At 35.1% G+C, this 16,420-nt stretch carries 18 protein-coding genes and 1 riboswitch; of the genes, 13 read left to right on the top strand and 5 right to left on the bottom strand.

Annotated elements, in window-relative coordinates:
- Positions 1-56: 56 nt before the first annotated feature.
- Positions 57-159: riboswitch (SAM riboswitch) on the top strand.
- A gap of 127 nt (positions 160-286) precedes the next feature.
- The 9 genes from OR571_RS18280 to OR571_RS18240 all read left to right on the top strand — a co-directional run bounded on the left by OR571_RS18280 (position 287) and on the right by OR571_RS18240 (position 9,740).
- Positions 287-1,123 (top strand): MetQ/NlpA family ABC transporter substrate-binding protein, encoded by an 837-nt coding sequence (locus OR571_RS18280; RefSeq protein ID WP_282244884.1) that lies wholly within the window; start codon positions 287-289, stop codon positions 1,121-1,123.
- Between the two features lie 160 nt (positions 1,124-1,283).
- Positions 1,284-2,363 (top strand): methionine ABC transporter ATP-binding protein, encoded by a 1,080-nt coding sequence (locus tag OR571_RS18275; protein ID WP_282244882.1) that lies wholly within the window; start codon positions 1,284-1,286, stop codon positions 2,361-2,363.
- Positions 2,305-2,958: a methionine ABC transporter permease gene (locus tag OR571_RS18270; RefSeq protein ID WP_282244880.1), complete on the top strand. Its 654-nt coding sequence runs from the start codon at positions 2,305-2,307 to the stop codon at positions 2,956-2,958. Before OR571_RS18275 ends, OR571_RS18270 begins: the two co-directional genes overlap by 59 nt.
- A gap of 186 nt (positions 2,959-3,144) precedes the next feature.
- A complete protein-coding gene (locus tag OR571_RS18265; RefSeq protein WP_282244878.1) occupies positions 3,145-3,981 on the top strand; it encodes a MetQ/NlpA family ABC transporter substrate-binding protein in 837 nt (278 codons plus the stop codon).
- Between the two features lie 21 nt (positions 3,982-4,002).
- Positions 4,003-5,346 (top strand): LLM class flavin-dependent oxidoreductase, encoded by a 1,344-nt coding sequence (locus OR571_RS18260; RefSeq protein WP_282244876.1) that lies wholly within the window; start codon positions 4,003-4,005, stop codon positions 5,344-5,346.
- Positions 5,343-6,542, top strand: coding sequence for an acyl-CoA dehydrogenase family protein (locus OR571_RS18255; protein WP_282244875.1), 1,200 nt, complete (start codon positions 5,343-5,345; stop codon positions 6,540-6,542). The genes OR571_RS18260 and OR571_RS18255 overlap by 4 nt, the downstream gene beginning before the upstream one ends.
- A 140-nt stretch (positions 6,543-6,682) precedes the next feature.
- Complete coding sequence (locus OR571_RS18250) at positions 6,683-6,880, top strand: DUF6501 family protein (RefSeq protein WP_142537036.1); 198 nt, start codon at positions 6,683-6,685, stop codon at positions 6,878-6,880.
- 103 nt (positions 6,881-6,983) lie between these two features.
- A complete protein-coding gene (locus OR571_RS18245; protein WP_282244874.1) occupies positions 6,984-7,847 on the top strand; it encodes an ATP-binding protein in 864 nt (287 codons plus the stop codon).
- A gap of 9 nt (positions 7,848-7,856) precedes the next feature.
- Positions 7,857-9,740: a vWA domain-containing protein gene (locus OR571_RS18240; RefSeq protein WP_282244872.1), complete on the top strand. Its 1,884-nt coding sequence runs from the start codon at positions 7,857-7,859 to the stop codon at positions 9,738-9,740.
- A 13-nt stretch (positions 9,741-9,753) separates the two neighbouring features.
- On the opposite strand, the gene OR571_RS18235 is transcribed toward OR571_RS18240, so the two are convergent.
- The 3 genes from OR571_RS18235 to OR571_RS18225 all read right to left on the bottom strand — a co-directional run bounded on the left by OR571_RS18235 (position 9,754) and on the right by OR571_RS18225 (position 11,947).
- A complete protein-coding gene (locus tag OR571_RS18235) occupies positions 9,754-10,944 on the bottom strand; it encodes a toxic anion resistance protein (RefSeq protein ID WP_282244871.1) in 1,191 nt (396 codons plus the stop codon).
- Positions 10,919-11,593, bottom strand: coding sequence for a 5-bromo-4-chloroindolyl phosphate hydrolysis family protein (locus OR571_RS18230; protein WP_282244870.1), 675 nt, complete (start codon positions 11,591-11,593; stop codon positions 10,919-10,921). Before OR571_RS18230 ends, OR571_RS18235 begins: the two co-directional genes overlap by 26 nt.
- 72 nt (positions 11,594-11,665) lie before the next feature.
- Entirely contained in the window at positions 11,666-11,947 is a 282-nt protein-coding gene (locus tag OR571_RS18225) for an acylphosphatase (RefSeq protein ID WP_282244868.1), read from the bottom strand.
- Positions 11,948-12,104: 157 nt separating this feature from the next.
- Here OR571_RS18225 and OR571_RS18220 point away from each other — a divergent pair, with 157 nt between their 5' ends.
- Together OR571_RS18220 and OR571_RS18215 are read left to right on the top strand one after the other, a co-directional pair.
- Positions 12,105-12,392 (top strand): DUF1033 family protein, encoded by a 288-nt coding sequence (locus tag OR571_RS18220; protein ID WP_282244866.1) that lies wholly within the window; start codon positions 12,105-12,107, stop codon positions 12,390-12,392.
- Between the two features lie 183 nt (positions 12,393-12,575).
- Complete coding sequence (locus OR571_RS18215; RefSeq protein ID WP_090561394.1) at positions 12,576-12,776, top strand: cold-shock protein; 201 nt, start codon at positions 12,576-12,578, stop codon at positions 12,774-12,776.
- Between the two features lie 85 nt (positions 12,777-12,861).
- Here OR571_RS18215 and OR571_RS18210 read toward each other — a convergent pair whose 3' ends face one another.
- Positions 12,862-13,500 carry a hypothetical protein gene (locus tag OR571_RS18210; protein WP_282244852.1) on the bottom strand — a complete coding sequence of 213 codons (639 nt, stop codon included), beginning with the start codon at positions 13,498-13,500 and terminating at the stop codon, positions 12,862-12,864.
- Between the two features lie 106 nt (positions 13,501-13,606).
- Here OR571_RS18210 and OR571_RS18205 point away from each other — a divergent pair, with 106 nt between their 5' ends.
- On the top strand, positions 13,607-14,095 hold the full coding sequence (locus OR571_RS18205) for a YkvA family protein (RefSeq protein WP_282244851.1): 489 nt from the start codon (positions 13,607-13,609) through the stop codon (positions 14,093-14,095).
- Between the two features lie 328 nt (positions 14,096-14,423).
- Here the strand turns inward: OR571_RS18205 and speD are convergent, their stop codons facing one another.
- Positions 14,424-14,855: an adenosylmethionine decarboxylase gene (gene speD, locus OR571_RS18200; protein ID WP_282244849.1), complete on the bottom strand. Its 432-nt coding sequence runs from the start codon at positions 14,853-14,855 to the stop codon at positions 14,424-14,426.
- 212 nt (positions 14,856-15,067) lie between these two features.
- Between speD and OR571_RS18195 the strand changes: the two genes are divergently transcribed.
- On the top strand, positions 15,068-16,336 hold the full coding sequence (locus OR571_RS18195) for an S-adenosylmethionine decarboxylase related protein (protein WP_282244847.1): 1,269 nt from the start codon (positions 15,068-15,070) through the stop codon (positions 16,334-16,336).
- Positions 16,337-16,420: the final 84 nt, after the last annotated feature.

Below are 16,420 nucleotides of genomic sequence, written 5' to 3'. Positions count from 1 at the left end.
GTATTGACTTATAATATTGTGTTATGTATAGTTAAATAAAATTTCATATGAAATTCTTCTTATCAAGAGAAGCTGAGGGAATGGCCCTACGAAGCTTCAGCAACAGATTGCAACTGCAAAACTGTGCTAAATCCACCGATTAAATTCGAAAGATGAGAAGAGGTTAGATTTTCTAATGTACCTCTTCAGTTCTCATAATCTGAAAGGGGTTTTTTTAATGACTTAATACCAAGTATATTAATAAGTTTAATCAAATTAATAAGATAAAGAAAAGGAGAGAGTTTGGATGAAAAAATGGATGGCTTGGTCAATTTTATCTTTGTTTGTCTTGCTTTTAGCGGCTTGTGGTTCTAGTAAGGAAGTTACTTCTAGTGTAAAAGGTGATACGAAAAGTAATGAAGAACTAACAAAGGTTAAAATCAGTGCTTCAACAACACCTCATGCAGAGATTTTGCAACATATTTCAGATGATTTAAAAGCAGAGGGAATTGAGTTAGATATTATTATCACACAAGATGGTATACAAACGAACCAATCAACCGCTGATGGTGACTTAGATGCAAACTTCTTTCAACACACACCATTTTTAGAGCAAGTCAATAAGGATAGTGGTATTGATCTTGTAAAAGTACAAGGAGTTCATATAGAACCTTTCGGTGTTTATTCCAAGAAAATTGATGATATCACTCAATTAGATGAGGGGGCAAAAGTCGCTGTACCAAACGACCCGGTTAACTTTTCCAGAGCATTACTCTTATTTGCGGATAATGGAATAATTGAGCTTGCTACGAATGTGGAAGGTTCGTACACAGTTCAAGATATTACAAAAAATGAAAAGAAATTAAAGTTTGTTGATATTGATGGACCATTACTGGTAAGAGCGTTGGATGACGTTGATGTTGCAGCTATTAATACAAACTATGCATTAGAGGGAGGGTTCAAACCATTAGAAGATGCACTAATCATCGAAGGAAATGAATCTCCATATGTGAATATTTTAGTTTCTAGAAAGGACAATCAGAATGACGAAGCTATACAAAAAATTGCTGCAGCGTTAACAACGGAAAAAGTAAGAGAATTCATTTTAGAGAAATATGAAGGGGCTGTTGTACCAGCATTTTAAACATCATTCAGAAACAACGTCTTCTGAATTTGCGGATAATTCGGTTAAGCTTTTCCACACTATTATCTTCTGATCTGAACGAAGAGAAGAGAAAGGAAACTAGTCGAGACGTAAGAGTAATATTGCAAACTATAGCATTTCAATGTAAGGAGGAAACTGAATGATTGAATTTCGCAAAGTATCTAAAACATTCGTCTCAGGAAAACGAACGATTACTGCACTTGAAAATGTAGATTTAACTGTTCATAAAGGCGATATATTTGGAGTAATTGGGTTTAGTGGAGCTGGTAAGAGCACATTAATTCGAACGGTAAATCTATTAGAAACACCGACGTCAGGAGAAGTTTTGATTGAAGGGAAGAACTTACAAAAAGTTTCTAAAAAAGAACTAAGAGAAGAAAAGAAAAATATAGGAATGATTTTTCAGCATTTTAATTTATTAAACTCGAAAACAGTATATGAGAATGTGGCAATGCCTCTTCTATTAAGTAAACATACGAAAAAAGAAGTAGAGCAAAGAGTATTGGAAGTACTCCAATTTGTTGGCTTAGAGGATAAGATAAAAAGTTATCCAGATCAGCTTTCAGGAGGACAAAAGCAAAGGGTTGGGATAGCTCGAGCACTCGTAACTAACCCCTCCATATTACTTTGCGATGAAGCGACATCCGCCTTGGATCCGCAAACAACAAAATCTATTTTACAGCTTTTAAGACGAGTGAATGAAGAATATAAAATTACGATACTCATCATTACGCATGAAATGGAAGTGATAAAAGAAATATGTAATCGAATTGCGGTGATGGAAAACGGCCGAGTAATTGAATCGGGTAATATACTGGATGTCTTTTCAAACCCACAAACAGAAACCGCGCGCAATTTTGTGAGTTCTGTTGTACATGATGAAATACCACAATCCGTTTATCGGTTAATGGAAGTTCATAATGGAAGGAGTCATATATTAAAAGTCGATTTTGTAGGTGTGAGCTCTGGTCAACCAATTATTTCTCAGGTTGCTAAAAAATTCAATGTAGATGTGAATATTCTTTTTGGCAGTATTACAGAACTGCAAAGTATCCCATTTGGAAATTTGATTGTTGAAGTAATCGGTGATTCGAAAGAAGTACAAAAAACAATTAACTTTATTCAAAGTGACACAGTAAATGTAAAGGAGGTTAAAGGACATGGAAGTAAACAGACAAATTTTGATCGAAGCGATTTGGGAAACGTTGTACATGGTTAGTATTTCACTATTTTTTGGAGCAATATTAGGATTTATATTAGGTGTTACATTAGTTATTACAAGGAAGGGACATATTTTAGAAAATAAATTTATATTTTCCATTGTAAATCCAATAGTGAATATTTTCCGCTCTATTCCATTTATTATTTTACTTGTAGCCATTATTCCATTTACTCGATTGATCGTCGGAACATCCATAGGAACAAGCGCAGCAATTGTACCACTTGTATTACATGTTGGACCTTATATTTCGCGATTAATCGAAAACTCATTACTGGAAGTAGATGAAGGGATTATTGAAGCGGCGAAAGCAATGGGTGCCACTCCATTTCAAATTATACGGAAGTTTTTACTTCCAGAGGCATTTCCCTCTCTTATACTTAGTGTTACAACAGCAACGATAGGTTTGATTGGAGCTACCGCTATGGCCGGTGCAGTAGGGGGCGGTGGACTAGGAGATGTGGCAATAACTTATGGATATCAGCGGTTTGATAATGTCACAATTCTAGTAACTGTAATAATTTTAGTGGCAATCGTTCAATTAATTCAAAGTATCGGAAATGTATTCGAACGAAAACTTAGACGAGTTGGATAAAGTAAAACTTCATTCAAGTAGGGGGTTCCCTGCCTCCTCCTACTTGAATGTTAGTCGAACCAATCGGACCTTTACGGGCTTTTTATCCTCTAACTATCTTTCAGTGCTTTTCTCGAAATGGGGAAATGAGGATATTATTAACCGTTAAGGCAGGAGAAAAATATATAGAAGAGAAGGTAAATAGTTATGAAAAAATGGAGCTTAGCATTTGTTTTAATAATAAGTCTGTTATTAGCAGCATGCGGAAATAAGGAAGAAGATAGTGTGATAAAAGTTGGGATTCGTAGTTCCGAGTTAAAAACTTGGGAATATATAAAAGAAAAAGCTGCTGACAAGGGAATCGAGCTTGAGTTAGTAAACTTTAATGCCCAATACGATCCTAACCAAGCTTTGGCTGAAGAAGAAGTAGAGATTAATGCATTTCAACATTTGGCTTACTTAAATTTATTTAATGAAAATCAAAAAAAAGATCTTCAAGCTATTGGAAGCACTATTATGGCACCGATCGGCTTATATTCAAATCAATATAAATCGTTAGAAGAGATTCCAGATGGTGCTCAAATTGCCGTCCCAAATGATCCTTCAAACTGGGGAAGAGCTTTAATGTTACTTCAAGAAGCTGGTTTTTTAACAGTTACGGATGATTTTGATGGAAATGGTGGAGCGGATCGTATTAAAGACAATCCTAAAAACCTTGAGATTGTACCAGTCGACGGAGCTACGACTCCACGAGTAATGGAAGATACAGCAGGAGCAATTATTAATAATGGTGTAGCAGTAGAGGCAGGACTTCTACTAAAAGATGCCCTACTACATGAAAGCAAAACAGCGATTCCTTTTGTGAATGTGATTGTCGCACGATCTGAAGATGCTGATAATGAAAAGCTAAAAGAAATTGTGAAAATATATCAATCTCCGGAAACTGCGAGTTTCATAACGGAAACCTATAATGGAAATTATATTCCCATAGTATTAACAGAGGATGAAATCAAAAATTGGAAAGAAGCATATCTATCAAAATAGAAGAATGAAGGAGAGTTCAAAATGGTTGGGAAACGTCAAATTAAATTAGCAGCTTATTTAATAGGTACTGGGATGCATGTTGCATCTTGGAAACATCCTAGTTCAAATCCTAATGCAAGCATTGATATTAAACAACTTCAGAATCTAGCGAATATGGCAGAACGAGGCAAGTTTGATATCGCATTTGTAGCGGATAGTTTGGCTATCAACCATGATTCGCATCCGCAAATATTAAATCGCTTAGATCCGATCATTCAAATTACGGCACTTGCAGCAGCTACAGAGAAAATTGGGTTAGGTGCAACTGCATCGTCTACTTATAGCGAACCGTATGTATTAGCCCGTCAAGTTTCTTCCGTAGATCATATAAGTGGTGGTCGTGCAGCTTGGAATCTTGTAACAACGGCGGATGCAACAGGAGAAACGGCCCAAAATTTTAGCCGCAAGAAACATTGGGAACATGATCATCGGTATGAAAGAGCGGAAGAGTTTATAGACGTAGTAAAAGGCCTATGGGATTCTTGGGAAGACGATGCTTTTGTTTACAACAAAGAAACAGGTCAATTTTACGATCGTGAAAAGGTACATGAAATTAATTACAAAGGAGAATATTTCTCAGTAAAGGGTCCGTTAAATATTGCACGTTCTAAGCAAGGTCAGCCTGTTGTCGTGCAAGCAGGTGCTTCAAAGCCAGGTCAACGTCTAGCCGCTCGAACTGCTGAAGTAGTTTTTGTACATTGGGACAATTTAGAAGTAGGGAAAACGCATTATAAAAAGTTGAAGGCACAATTGAATGAGTTTCATCGTTCCGAAGATGATTTACTTATTTTACAAGGTATTTCCCCCATTATTGGAGATACAGAAGCAGAAGCTATTGCGAAGTATACAGAGCTTCAAAATTTAATAGATCCATTTGAAGGTCTGAAATTTGTATCTGGTTATATGGGGAATGTAGATTTTTCAAATTACAGTTTAGATACTCCAGCTATAGAAGTGGAGTTTCCTAAGTCAAATAGTATTCAAAGTCAGGTAAATGAGTTCATGAAAATTATTAAGGAAGAAAATTTAAAGGTTGGAGAATTGTATGGGAGATTATTTGGTGCAGGAAAACGAGATGGCTTCGTTGGAACAGCTGAACAAGTAGCAGATGAAATGGAAAAATGGTTTATTGAAAAAGCGGCAGATGGTTTTATGATTCAATTTCCTTTATTGCCACGTGATTTAGAAGACTTCGTTGAAAAAGTAGTTCCTATTTTACAGCAAAGAGGAATATATCGGGAGGATTATGAGGGGGAAACATTAAGAGATCATCTGGGTTTAAGAAAACCGGTGAATCGCTTTGTGGGGGGAAAGGTGAAGCAATGACAAGATTTAGCGATGATTTATTCGTTCGAAATAAACGAGAAGCGGAACTTGTCGACTATGCCAAGCGGTTGGCAGCAGAAATAGATAAAACTGCCGCAAAGTATGATGAGCTTGGCGAATTTCCGTTTGAGCATTTTGATTTGCTTGAAAGAAAAGGTTTTTTTAAACTAACTGTTCCTAGAAAGTATGGTGGGGATGAAATCTCGTTATATGAGATGCTACTCATACAGGAACAGCTTGGAAAAGCTGATGCATCTACAGCACTTTCTGTAGGTTGGCACTTGTTAACCTTTTTAAATGTCCGTGAAACATTATCGTGGCCAGAAGAAGCATTTGAAAGAATTTGTCATGCTGCAGTGGAAAACGGTTCTCTGATAAATATCCTTAGTACGGAGCGAGGAAAAGGAAACTTATCAAGAGGTGGAAAACCAGGTACAATTGCTCGCAAAACTAAAGGTGGTTATATTATAACGGGGGAAAAGGCATTTGCTTCATTGGCTCCAATCTTAAACCATTTTTCTATTACAGCTTATATTGAAGAAGAGAATGTCACTGCAGAGTTTTTAATAACCAAAAATGAGCAAGTAGAAGTAATTAATACATGGAATGCATTAGGCATGCGGGCGACAGGAAGTCATGATATTATTTTACACAATGTATTCGTTCCTGAGTCAGACCTATTAGCTAAACTGGATGCATCTAAACCTAATCGATTTCTAGCAGATGGACGGGTATATTCACTAGAAATTCCTGCAGTGTATTTAGGTATAGCTGGAGCGGCAAGGGATTATGCTGTAGATTTCGCCAAAAATACGTATTCACATAGTTTGCAAGACTATATTTCTGAAGCAGCGCATATTCGACAAAAGCTTGGAGAAATAGAGTTATTATACCAAACAGCTCGTCATCTATTGTATTCGATAGCCAGTAGATTCGAACAAGACTCATCATTAAAAAATGAGCCAGCAAATGATGTGAATATGGCCAAACACGTAATTTGCAACAATGCCGTGGAGATAGTTGCAAAAGCGATGAGGATTGTTGGCGGGAGGAGTATTGCAAAAGGTAATAAGTTAGAAAGACTGTTCAGAGATGTACAATGTGCAGCTTTTAATCCTCCGCCAGATGATTTAATTATAGAGCAATTAGCAGCTTCTTTATTATCAAAGAGTGTCAAAGAAGAAATAAATGTATAGTTTTATTTAGTAAGTTTGAGCAGTTTCTTCATTATAAAGAAGCTGCTCAAACTTTTCTTTATTGAAAAGCAATAATAACAGCTAACAGATTGAATTATAAAGTATACTTTCGTATACTATAATAAAAGGAAGTGGATAACATGATACATACAAGCTGGACTACAAAGCCAACGATCAAAACCGTGACATGTGTTTCGACTGATGCAAAAAAATTCTTAGTAAGCAATGTACTAACTGTCGGAAAAACATATGAAGTGAAAAATGAAACAGAAGAGTTTCTATTTGTTGTCGACAACACTGGAAAAGTCGGCGGCTTTTACAAAGAATATTTTCAATAAAGTGAAATCAGTGTAGGACTTTCACACTGATTGGGCAGTTAATGCGGGATAAAAAATCCGATGAACATTCATCGGATTTTTTTCATAAGGAGACCAAAATACTATGACAGAGTTAACAATAAACGAACAACAAATTCGTTTAAATAGAATACATAGTCAAGAAGATTGTCAGCTGATAGGGAAAGGTGGATATTTATCGCCGAATAATGATCTATTCAATGACGTACTCATTGCTATTTCATTGAAAAAGCCTGTCCTGTTAAAGGGACCTACCGGAGCTGGAAAAACAAAACTCGCCGAAACAGTATCTCACTATTTCCATCAACCAGTCCAAAGCATTAATTGCTCGGTTGACCTAGATGCCGAGGCACTACTAGGATTTAAAACAATTGTATTAAAAGATGGAACAAATGCTATTGAGTTTGTGGAAGGTCCTGTCATTGAAGCAATGAAAAAAGGACATATTTTATATATAGATGAGATTAATATGGCAAAAGCGGAGACACTACCAATTTTACATAGCGTATTGGATTATAGAAGAATGCTTACAAATCCTTTCACTGGAGAAGTGATTCAAGCACATCCAGACTTTTCAGTCATCGCTGCCATTAATGAAGGGTATATAGGGACAACGCCGATGAATGAAGCGCTAAAAAATCGTTTTGTATCCTTTTCTGTCCCATATATTTCAGGAGAACTACTTTCGAATCTTTGGAACGAAATTTTTCCAACAGCTCCTAAGCAGTTAATAACTGTTATGTTAAATTTAGCTGAGGATTTAATGGAACAAGTAAAACAAGGACTACTTTCAGAAGAAGCCGCTTCTATTCGTAGCTTGCTTGATGCAACGGAACTTGCACAATATATGGAACCAATGAGGGCGATCACATATGCAATAGCGGAGAAATTAGAGGATGAGCAAGAGAAGAATCTTGTATTGGAATTAGCTTCTTCCTGGATAAAGTGAGGGATATAAATGACTTCTGTAAATCGTTTTATCCAATTTAATAATGAAACAATCGATGCTCGAAAATTAATGCACTATGAAAATATAGCCAAAGCATTGTCTAAAAACACGAATATTCTTGTCAATGAACGAAAGCTTATTGAATTTCAACCTGCTGACCAAACAATTTCGCTCAGTGTATTTTGGAGGCACCGTGAAGATACAATTATGCATGCGGGAAGATTATCCGATATTTATTTATTAGCAGGAGGATTTTGGAAGCATTTTAACGTTCAAGCATGGATGGAGTTTTTGAAGGAAAAACCAAATCATCTTTCTAAGCTATTAGACCAGCTCTTATTTTGCTTAGAAGAGTTTCGGTTAATGGAGATGATTCAGAAAGAAAGAGTAGGTACGGTTAAAATCTTCCGTTCCAGAATACAAACCTATTTAGCATTTCATAAACAACAATTACTCGTAAATAGTCAGAAGGGATTTTTCGCTGATGCATTTATTAGCTATGTTTATATTGGTTTGTATGAAGGGACTATGCACGTTAAAGGCCCAGAAAACTTTCAGTTAGCAAATACTATCATTCAGAAAGCTTATGAAAGCGTGAATACACAGGACTCTCTTGATCTCGTCTACCAGTTGTACTACTTGCTGCAAGAGTATATAAATGAAGACTCGTTACACGAATATTATGCTATTCTTTCTGCGTCCAACCTACCTAGCGTTGATTTTCATTATCATCAAGGCACGAAAGACACTCTTGTAGGAGAAGATGGTATTAAAGAAACGATAGAAGAGATTTTCCAATCTTGGCATCGTGAAAATGAACAAGAAGATGGAGTACATCTGCAATATGAACTCGAGCATGGAAGAGATGGGGTAGCGGATCAAAATGTCGCTTCACAAGAAGGGCGAGAGGGACATGAGATTACTCAAATCGGACAAGGTAGGTCATCTGGCGACAGCAGAGAAAATGTAGTTACGGAATATAAAGAAGAAAAATCAAGTGACAAGAAACAAGCAGGAAAAACGTTTGGAAAAGAACATCTGCATGTGGAATATGAAGAAAAACGAATAGATGGGACTACCACGGGCGAAAACAAACTGTTGCTTCAAGCTTATCGACAAGAGCAAGCACCGTTTGTGAGAGCTTTCGTGCAAGAAATGAAAAAACGAATGGAACAAAAAAAGGTAGACAAACGGTTGAATCTGTCAAAAGGAAGACTATCATCTAATCTAACTACACTTTGGACAGAAGAAAGACCAAAGCCTTTTTATAAAAAGAATGCACCAAGTACTCAGTTAAATGCAGTTTTTGGCTTGCTAGTTGACGGATCTGCATCTATGCAGGACAAACTGGATGAAACAAAAAAAGCAGTTCTATTATTCCATGATGTGCTTAGACAATTAAAAATTTCGCATGAGATTGTATTGCATTATGAGGATGCATTTGAAGCTTCGGATTCAAAGCAACCAAATACATTTGAATGGATTCATAAGCTCGAAGACGGTGTAAAGGATAGCGGTTTGAACATACTCTCTATAGAAGCACACGAAGACAACCGAGATGGTTTTGCAATTAGATGGATGGGAAAAAGATTAGAGAGTCGGGTCGAAGCACATAAATTTTTGCTCGTCTTTTCAGACGGTGAACCCTCTGCATTTGGTTATGCGCAAAATGGGATTATGGATACTGCGGAGGCTGTAGTAGAGCTTGAGCGTAAACATATATCGGTTCTTCATTTGTTCTTGAATGATAGGGAAGCAACAGAAGAGCAATTAGATTTGTTCCGACTAATATTTGGAAAGAAAACAGCTGCTGCAGCATCGCTAGAAAAGTTTTCGGATGAGACTTTAAGGTTACTTCGTAAAATGCTTCATCATGTTGTAAAAAGTAATTAATAACCGTCCTTCGTTAAGAAGGACGGTTTTTGGATTGGTCAGCAATTAATAGAAGACGTTGTTTTAATTCCTCTTCCATGCGCCCGATTTCAATTTCAGCAGCTTTTCGTTTTACTCTACCATCTGCTTGAATACGCATTGTTTCTTCGATTGTTTGCAGTAGGTTTTCTTGCGTTTTCTTTAATGTCTCTATTTCCACGATACCACGTTCATTTTCTTTAGCTGTTTCAATGCTATTCACTTTCAGCATTTCTGAATTTTTCAAAAGTAAATCATTGGTTGTTTTTGTTACTTGTTTTTGAGCTTCCACTGCTTTTTGCTGACGATTTAATGTTAATGCAATCGCAATTTGGTTTTTCCAAAGTGGGATAGAGGTCATAATGGAAGATTGGATCTTTTCTGCTAATGTTTGATTGGTTTGTTGAATCATACGTATTTGCGGTGCGCTTTGAATCGTAATTTGGCGAGATAATTGTAGATCGTACATGCGTTTTTCTAAACGGTCGACAAATTGCGCCATATCATTGACTTCTTGATAAGCCATTTGATCATTCGATTCTTCCGCCTTGCGTCGCAACTCAGGAATTGTGACATTCAGAATTTCTTCTTTTTTTACTTCCGCAGCAGCAATATATACATTTAGTGCTTGGAAATACGTTTTGTTTTGATCGTATAATTTATCTAACATATGCACGTCTTCTACAAGTCCACGTTTTGAATGTTCTAGTTGTATTCCGATCCGATCAATTTGAGTGCTTAGTTTTTGGTATTTGGTCATCATTTCTTGAACAGAACGGTTTACTCGGTTAAATAATCGTTTGATCCCTGATTTTTTTTGTGTCGTTAATTCTTCCGGATTGATATCTGAAAGCTTGTTCATCAGGTCACCTAAAATATCACCAATAGGACCGATATCTTTTTTCTGTACATGATCTAACATTTGATGAGAGAATCGAGAAAGTTCAGTTTGTGCGTTCGCACCATATGTTAGAATTGCTTCGTAATTACCAGCAGGTATTTGGTTTGCCAATTGCTTTGCTTTTTGTTGCTCCGCTTCAGACAGCCGATCAATTAGTTTTGTAGGTGCTGCTGGCTCATCCGCTGTAGTTACAGCTTGTGGTTTCGCCGTGTTTATTTCAAATGGGCTTGCTAATAATTCATCCATTAATAAATCATCACTAGTATTTGCTCGTTGTTCGCTCATTTTCTGATTCTCCTTCTAAATATAAAGGTTGTTCCTTTTTACGTACGGAAAGTTTAGCGAAATCTAGTTCCATTTTTAGGTGCTCAATATCGGAAGCTAGTACATCTTTTAGATCGTCCTCCATAATGGAATTCATCGATTCCAATGTTTCACGAGTATCCGCTAAAGCAATTTTTAAATCATGGTTTTTCATCGGCTGTGACACTAAAAGTGTATATTTTGAAGTGAGCTCTACAGCCGAATCTAAGTGTGCATAGAAAAACTTTTCTACTTGATAAAACTTACGTGGATTTTCTTTTACTAAGGCAATAATTCTTTTTGCTAATCTATTCATATCAAATAATTGTTTAAATGAGCTAAAGGAACGTACTCTTAAATAATGGCTATTTAGCGTACGGATTTTTGCTTTCGCTTCTTTGAGTTGTTGTTGTATATGGAAATACTCAGAATGAGTAAGTTGATGTTTCTTCATAATTCTTCGATGTTGTAGCTTTTTAATAGTAAAATTCGATACGAAGTACACTCCAAGCGCAAGAGCTGAGCTGATAAAGTATCCAATATCGAAAGTAAAAAAGAATACAAACCAAGATATGAACATAATGGGTATATTGATAAAATGACGAATGACAGTATTCATTACTTCAGTCATTATAGGCTACCTCCTTTTGTCTACAATATAATATACGAATGAAAGAGAAGAAGGTTTCATTTTCCTAAAGGTTTAGACGATATCAGATTCCATTTTTGTATACCCTTTAAGATGATCAAATAGTTCAATTTCAAAAGCATTATCTTTAGATAAAGGGGATACGCCTTTTTGAATATACTCTATAAATTCATCTAAACGATTTAAATCGCCTTCTATATCGATGATGATATCTTTTTGTTCATTTTGCATACAATAACCTTTTAAACTAAGTGATTGTGCTTTTTGTTTTACTAGAAATCGAAAGCCAACTCCATCTACATCGCCATGCATAAGAATATGCGCTCGCTTTTTCAACTCATCTTCTCCTTTAACATTTCATAAAATGTATTAACTATAACTTAACTGATATTGCGCTTATTTTCAATTCTTTGACTTAATAAGTCATTTGAGTAGACTTTTTTTGTCGAACCAGTACAATATGAGTTAACAATAAATGTTAGAGGCGATATGTATGTTTGAAGTTATTTATATGAAAGCAGATTACGAACCTTGGTGGGCATTTGAAGGTTGGGAAGAGCATATAGTAAAAAAAATGACCTTCGATCAAGAGGAAGAAGCACTGCAATATTTAAATAAGATGTTGGATGAATTTCGAGCGAAGTTTCCAAAAGAACAAGTAAAAGGAGATAAGTATTGGGCATTTTGGTCAATAAAAGAGCAATGTTACTGTGAATCCTGTGAAGATGATTTGCAAATCTATCATGGAGTCATTTGGAATAGTATGAAGCAAACGATTTAGAATTATAAAAAAACTTGTTGACTATATTTATCCAACTGTTATACTTTAGTTAACAATTTAAAGTGAGAAACAGTATTTGTAATTCACATATCCTATGTAGTGATCGATGTGATGTCGGTACTTCATGGAATATGTGAATTTTTGTTTATCACATATTGATTAATATTTTTTGGAGGTAATAACATGAAACAAGGTACAGTAAAATGGTTTAACGCAGAAAAAGGATTTGGATTTATCGAAGTAGAAGGAGAAAACGATGTATTCGTACACTTCTCTGCTATTCAAGGTGAAGGATTTAAATCACTTGAAGAAGGACAAAAAGTAGAATTTGAAGTGGTAGAAGGTAACCGCGGACCACAAGCTGCAAATGTAACTAAACTATAAGAATAGTTAAAAAGAAGCTCTCCATTTTGGAGCAGCTTCTTTTTTGGCTTCCGATTATTGTGGTAAATCATCTAATCAACCAATTTCACTCCATACTTTCGATGACAGAACTGACGATATATTGTTCATCGCCTTCTTGCATGAAAAATTCTCGTTTTATTTCTCCGAAGTTTTTTGCGAAATATTTTCGCGTAATAGAATTATCTTCATTTGTTTTTTCTATAACAATCACATGATCAAATGTTTGGAGATCTGTTTCCAGTGTCTCTGTAGTTGAAGTGATTTTCCAATCGTTAAATGTTGCTCCAACTTCAATTGGAGTGGCTAAATATACTTCGATTTCTTGCATTGCTTGGAGTTCTGCTAGGCTATGAGTTGTAGGTTCATATGCTTCTCCATTTTCAGCTATAAGACTTATTTTATTTTCCTGTACATTAAATATCCTTTGGACGACTGTTCCGCCATTATCCTCATACGTAATGACATAGTTTTCAAATGGATACAGGGTTGTCAAACTGTAGGTTGCATATTCATTTCCTTCACCCTTAAATTGAGCAACGGAATTGTCAGGCATAAAAAAGTGAGATAAGCTTATCGGAGATTCAGAAGGAGTAACTACTTCTTCTGAAGGTGGTTTTGTAGTTGTTTCCGTATCTACAGGTTTTTCGTCTCCGCAAGCAATAAGAAAAAGAGTAGGTATTAGTAAAAATAAAAGCTTAATCATTTTAGTTACCTCCTTATAATGTGTTTATGATTAGACGGCTTATGTGGTTATATGTTTCATTTTGTCGTTTTTTTGGTATAGTGAAAACAAGAGAGGAGAGATATAAATGAATACTGAATTGAAAAAAGAGTTACCTCCTTATGAGGAACAGCAAGATTTCTATATGAAATTGCGTTCAAAAATTACAGATTTTACCCAATCTAAAACAGGGAAAACGTCTAAATTTGCACCGTATTTATTGTTTGCTCCAGATTTATTTCATTTACTCATAAAAGCGATGTTAGATAGTCGAATTGATACTAAATATAAAACACTTATTGGTAGTGGTATTTTATATTTCATCACACCGCTTGACGTCCTGCCAGAAGGATTAATCGGACCTGGCGGATTTATCGATGATATTATTGTGGCTACATATGTAGTAAATATGTTACTAAATAAATTTTCTCCTGAAATCATCGAAGAGCATTGGGTTGGGGATGAAAAATTATTAGATTCTTTAAAGAAAATATCCAAAACAAGTGATTCTGTTGTAGGTAAACTACCATCGAAATCTATTCTAGGTAAATTTATAAAAAAGGGAAAAAAAGCTTGATGGACAAACTAGCGTTAACTTGAAAATTAGCATTACTATTATTCTAACGGAGAGAGAAGGACGAACGACTACCACATGATTACCGAAAAAAATCGGAGGGATGCGATAAAATGACATCCCTCGGTAGCTAGAAAACTCGGTAATGGTCTAGTGATCGTTCCCTCCAAAACAATCCATCAAAACCTATATATCAAGTGGCTAGTTTTTAGTAATTTACTGGTTATTTTTAGTTAATATCCACAGCGGATAATAAGACGATTTTACATTCTATCTTGAATTGTAAAGTCGTTTTTTATTATCCCAAATCTCAGACATACCCGAGTAAACTTTATTGTAAAAAAGCTTGGGATTCTATGATTTCATCATTAGATTCATTAAAAGTAAGGGTAAATTTTTTAAAAGCCGTATTATTATTGATTTTTTGTCCACGCGATATTTCATATACATCGGATTGTTTAGCTTGTAATATTTGAAGAATTTCTCTAAAAGCCGGCCATATATTTTGATCTCCACATGTATATAGATCTAATGCTGCATATCTATGCTCCGGCCATGTATGAATCGAAAAATGGGAAGTTGATATACCAATAATTCCTGTTACTCCTTCAGGAATAAAGGAATGGAAATGAGAGGATAGAATCTCCATTCCTAATTTATTTATTGCTCCTGTTAATAATTGTTCTAACTCTACTGCGTCATTAAGAATATCATTTTGACATTCAAAAGCATCAATAATTAAATGCTGTCCATTTGTATCCATAGAATCCCTTCTTTCTTTTTTTATGTGAGTAGTAGAATTTATTAATTCACAACTTTACTTCTATTACTTTATGTCCAATAAGGCAGAATGACTGTGCAAAATGCATACTGTATAAAACTATTAGAACAGATGCTTTATTTCTCAATGGGGGGACCGTCTAAACTCTTATCATTTCATCACATATATTATTAAAAAGGAGAAGAGGTGAATAAATGAAAGAGAATCAAACTATTTTAACAATTGTTGGTAGTGCAGGAGGAGTGGCAAAATCGGTACTTTCTATTTTAAATAAATCAGTCAAAGATAAACAGGATTCTATTTATCACATTATTAAAAATAGCAAAATTCATTTAATAGATTATAAACAAAAAAAGGAAAAATACTATTCTAGTTTATTTCCCAATTTGAAAGATCAAATTATTTTACATGAATTCGATTTAAAAGATACGAATAATTTTATCAAACATCTTAAAAACTCGAAAACATCTGTTGTGATTGATGTTTCTTGGGCTGATACGGTAGAAATGTTACAATGCTGCGATCAACTTGGTATCAAATATGTAAACACAGCATTAGAGAATACGATGGTTGATGAAAACGAAGAATTATATGAAGGATTTGGGTTAATCGAGAGAATGAGAATTTTAGAAGAGAAAAAACATACATTTAAAAATATAACTGCTGTAATTGGATCAGGTATGAATCCAGGTGTAGTTCAATGGATGGCAATTGAGCTACTAAAAAATGATCCATCTGATGAAGCTCCACTTGCCTGTTATATTGTGGAAGATGATAATTCATTTTATAAAGATAATAAGAAAGCGAAGAAGAATGTAATCTATACAACTTGGTCACCAGAATGTTTTCTCGATGAGGCAATACTAAGTTACCCGATGTTTATGAGGCATCGTACTCCACTTTTCCTATATGAAAATGTATATGACATCGAATTTAAAGTGACGCTCGGGGATAAGAAATTTTATGGTTGCTTAATGCCACATGAAGAGGTGTATACATTAGGTAAATTATATGACATGGAATGTGGTTTTTTATACAAGATAAATGATCATACTTCTGAATTAATTCGTTCAAATATTGAAGATGTAGATAAATTGTGGGATTTTGAAATGAAGGTTCTTGACCCCCTTGAAGCGACATTGAAAGGGGAGGATTTAGCAGGTGTATTACTGGTTTATAATGACAAGGAAAGATATATGTACAATATATCAAGAAATGATTCCATTTTTGCTAGGTACAAAACTAATGCCACATATTTTCAAGTAGCTTGCGGAATTTATGCGTCTCTATCAGTCCTGTTATTAGATAAAATACCAAAAGGAGCATACTATTTAGATGAACTCTTGTTAAAAACGAAAAATAATTATGGACAATATTTAACTTATTACATGACTGATTTTGTAACCGGGGAGAATAAACAATCAGATGGTCTCTTACACGAAAGAATAAAAAAGCGCACATGATATGGAAATAATTTCAAGAGTTAATATCATATTTGGTTAACAAAACAGGGTATTCTACCTCGATTTAATCGAAGTAAAATACCC

The sequence above is a fragment of the Psychrobacillus sp. NEAU-3TGS genome (assembly GCF_029955155.1).
Taxonomy (GTDB): domain Bacteria; phylum Bacillota; class Bacilli; order Bacillales_A; family Planococcaceae; genus Psychrobacillus.
This window is presented reverse-complemented; position numbering and strand designations above follow the sequence as displayed.

Excerpts from the sequence above, each read along its gene's own strand:
- OR571_RS18280 (WP_282244884.1), top strand. The coding sequence starts at position 287 with ATGAAAAAATGGATGGCTTGGTCAATTTTATCTTTGTTTGTCTTGCTT.
- OR571_RS18275 (WP_282244882.1), top strand. The coding sequence starts at position 1,284 with ATGATTGAATTTCGCAAAGTATCTAAAACATTCGTCTCAGGAAAACGA.
- OR571_RS18270 (WP_282244880.1), top strand. The coding sequence starts at position 2,305 with ATGGAAGTAAACAGACAAATTTTGATCGAAGCGATTTGGGAAACGTTG.
- OR571_RS18265 (WP_282244878.1), top strand. The coding sequence starts at position 3,145 with ATGAAAAAATGGAGCTTAGCATTTGTTTTAATAATAAGTCTGTTATTA.
- OR571_RS18260 (WP_282244876.1), top strand. The coding sequence starts at position 4,003 with ATGGTTGGGAAACGTCAAATTAAATTAGCAGCTTATTTAATAGGTACT.
- OR571_RS18255 (WP_282244875.1), top strand. The coding sequence starts at position 5,343 with ATGACAAGATTTAGCGATGATTTATTCGTTCGAAATAAACGAGAAGCG.
- OR571_RS18250 (WP_142537036.1), top strand. The coding sequence starts at position 6,683 with ATGATACATACAAGCTGGACTACAAAGCCAACGATCAAAACCGTGACA.
- OR571_RS18245 (WP_282244874.1), top strand. The coding sequence starts at position 6,984 with ATGACAGAGTTAACAATAAACGAACAACAAATTCGTTTAAATAGAATA.
- OR571_RS18240 (WP_282244872.1), top strand. The coding sequence starts at position 7,857 with ATGACTTCTGTAAATCGTTTTATCCAATTTAATAATGAAACAATCGAT.
- OR571_RS18235 (WP_282244871.1), bottom strand. The coding sequence starts at position 10,944 with ATGAGCGAACAACGAGCAAATACTAGTGATGATTTATTAATGGATGAA.
- OR571_RS18230 (WP_282244870.1), bottom strand. The coding sequence starts at position 11,593 with ATGACTGAAGTAATGAATACTGTCATTCGTCATTTTATCAATATACCC.
- OR571_RS18220 (WP_282244866.1), top strand. The coding sequence starts at position 12,105 with ATGTTTGAAGTTATTTATATGAAAGCAGATTACGAACCTTGGTGGGCA.
- OR571_RS18215 (WP_090561394.1), top strand. The coding sequence starts at position 12,576 with ATGAAACAAGGTACAGTAAAATGGTTTAACGCAGAAAAAGGATTTGGA.
- OR571_RS18210 (WP_282244852.1), bottom strand. The coding sequence starts at position 13,500 with ATGATTAAGCTTTTATTTTTACTAATACCTACTCTTTTTCTTATTGCT.
- OR571_RS18205 (WP_282244851.1), top strand. The coding sequence starts at position 13,607 with ATGAATACTGAATTGAAAAAAGAGTTACCTCCTTATGAGGAACAGCAA.
- speD (WP_282244849.1), bottom strand. The coding sequence starts at position 14,855 with ATGGATACAAATGGACAGCATTTAATTATTGATGCTTTTGAATGTCAA.
- OR571_RS18195 (WP_282244847.1), top strand. The coding sequence starts at position 15,068 with ATGAAAGAGAATCAAACTATTTTAACAATTGTTGGTAGTGCAGGAGGA.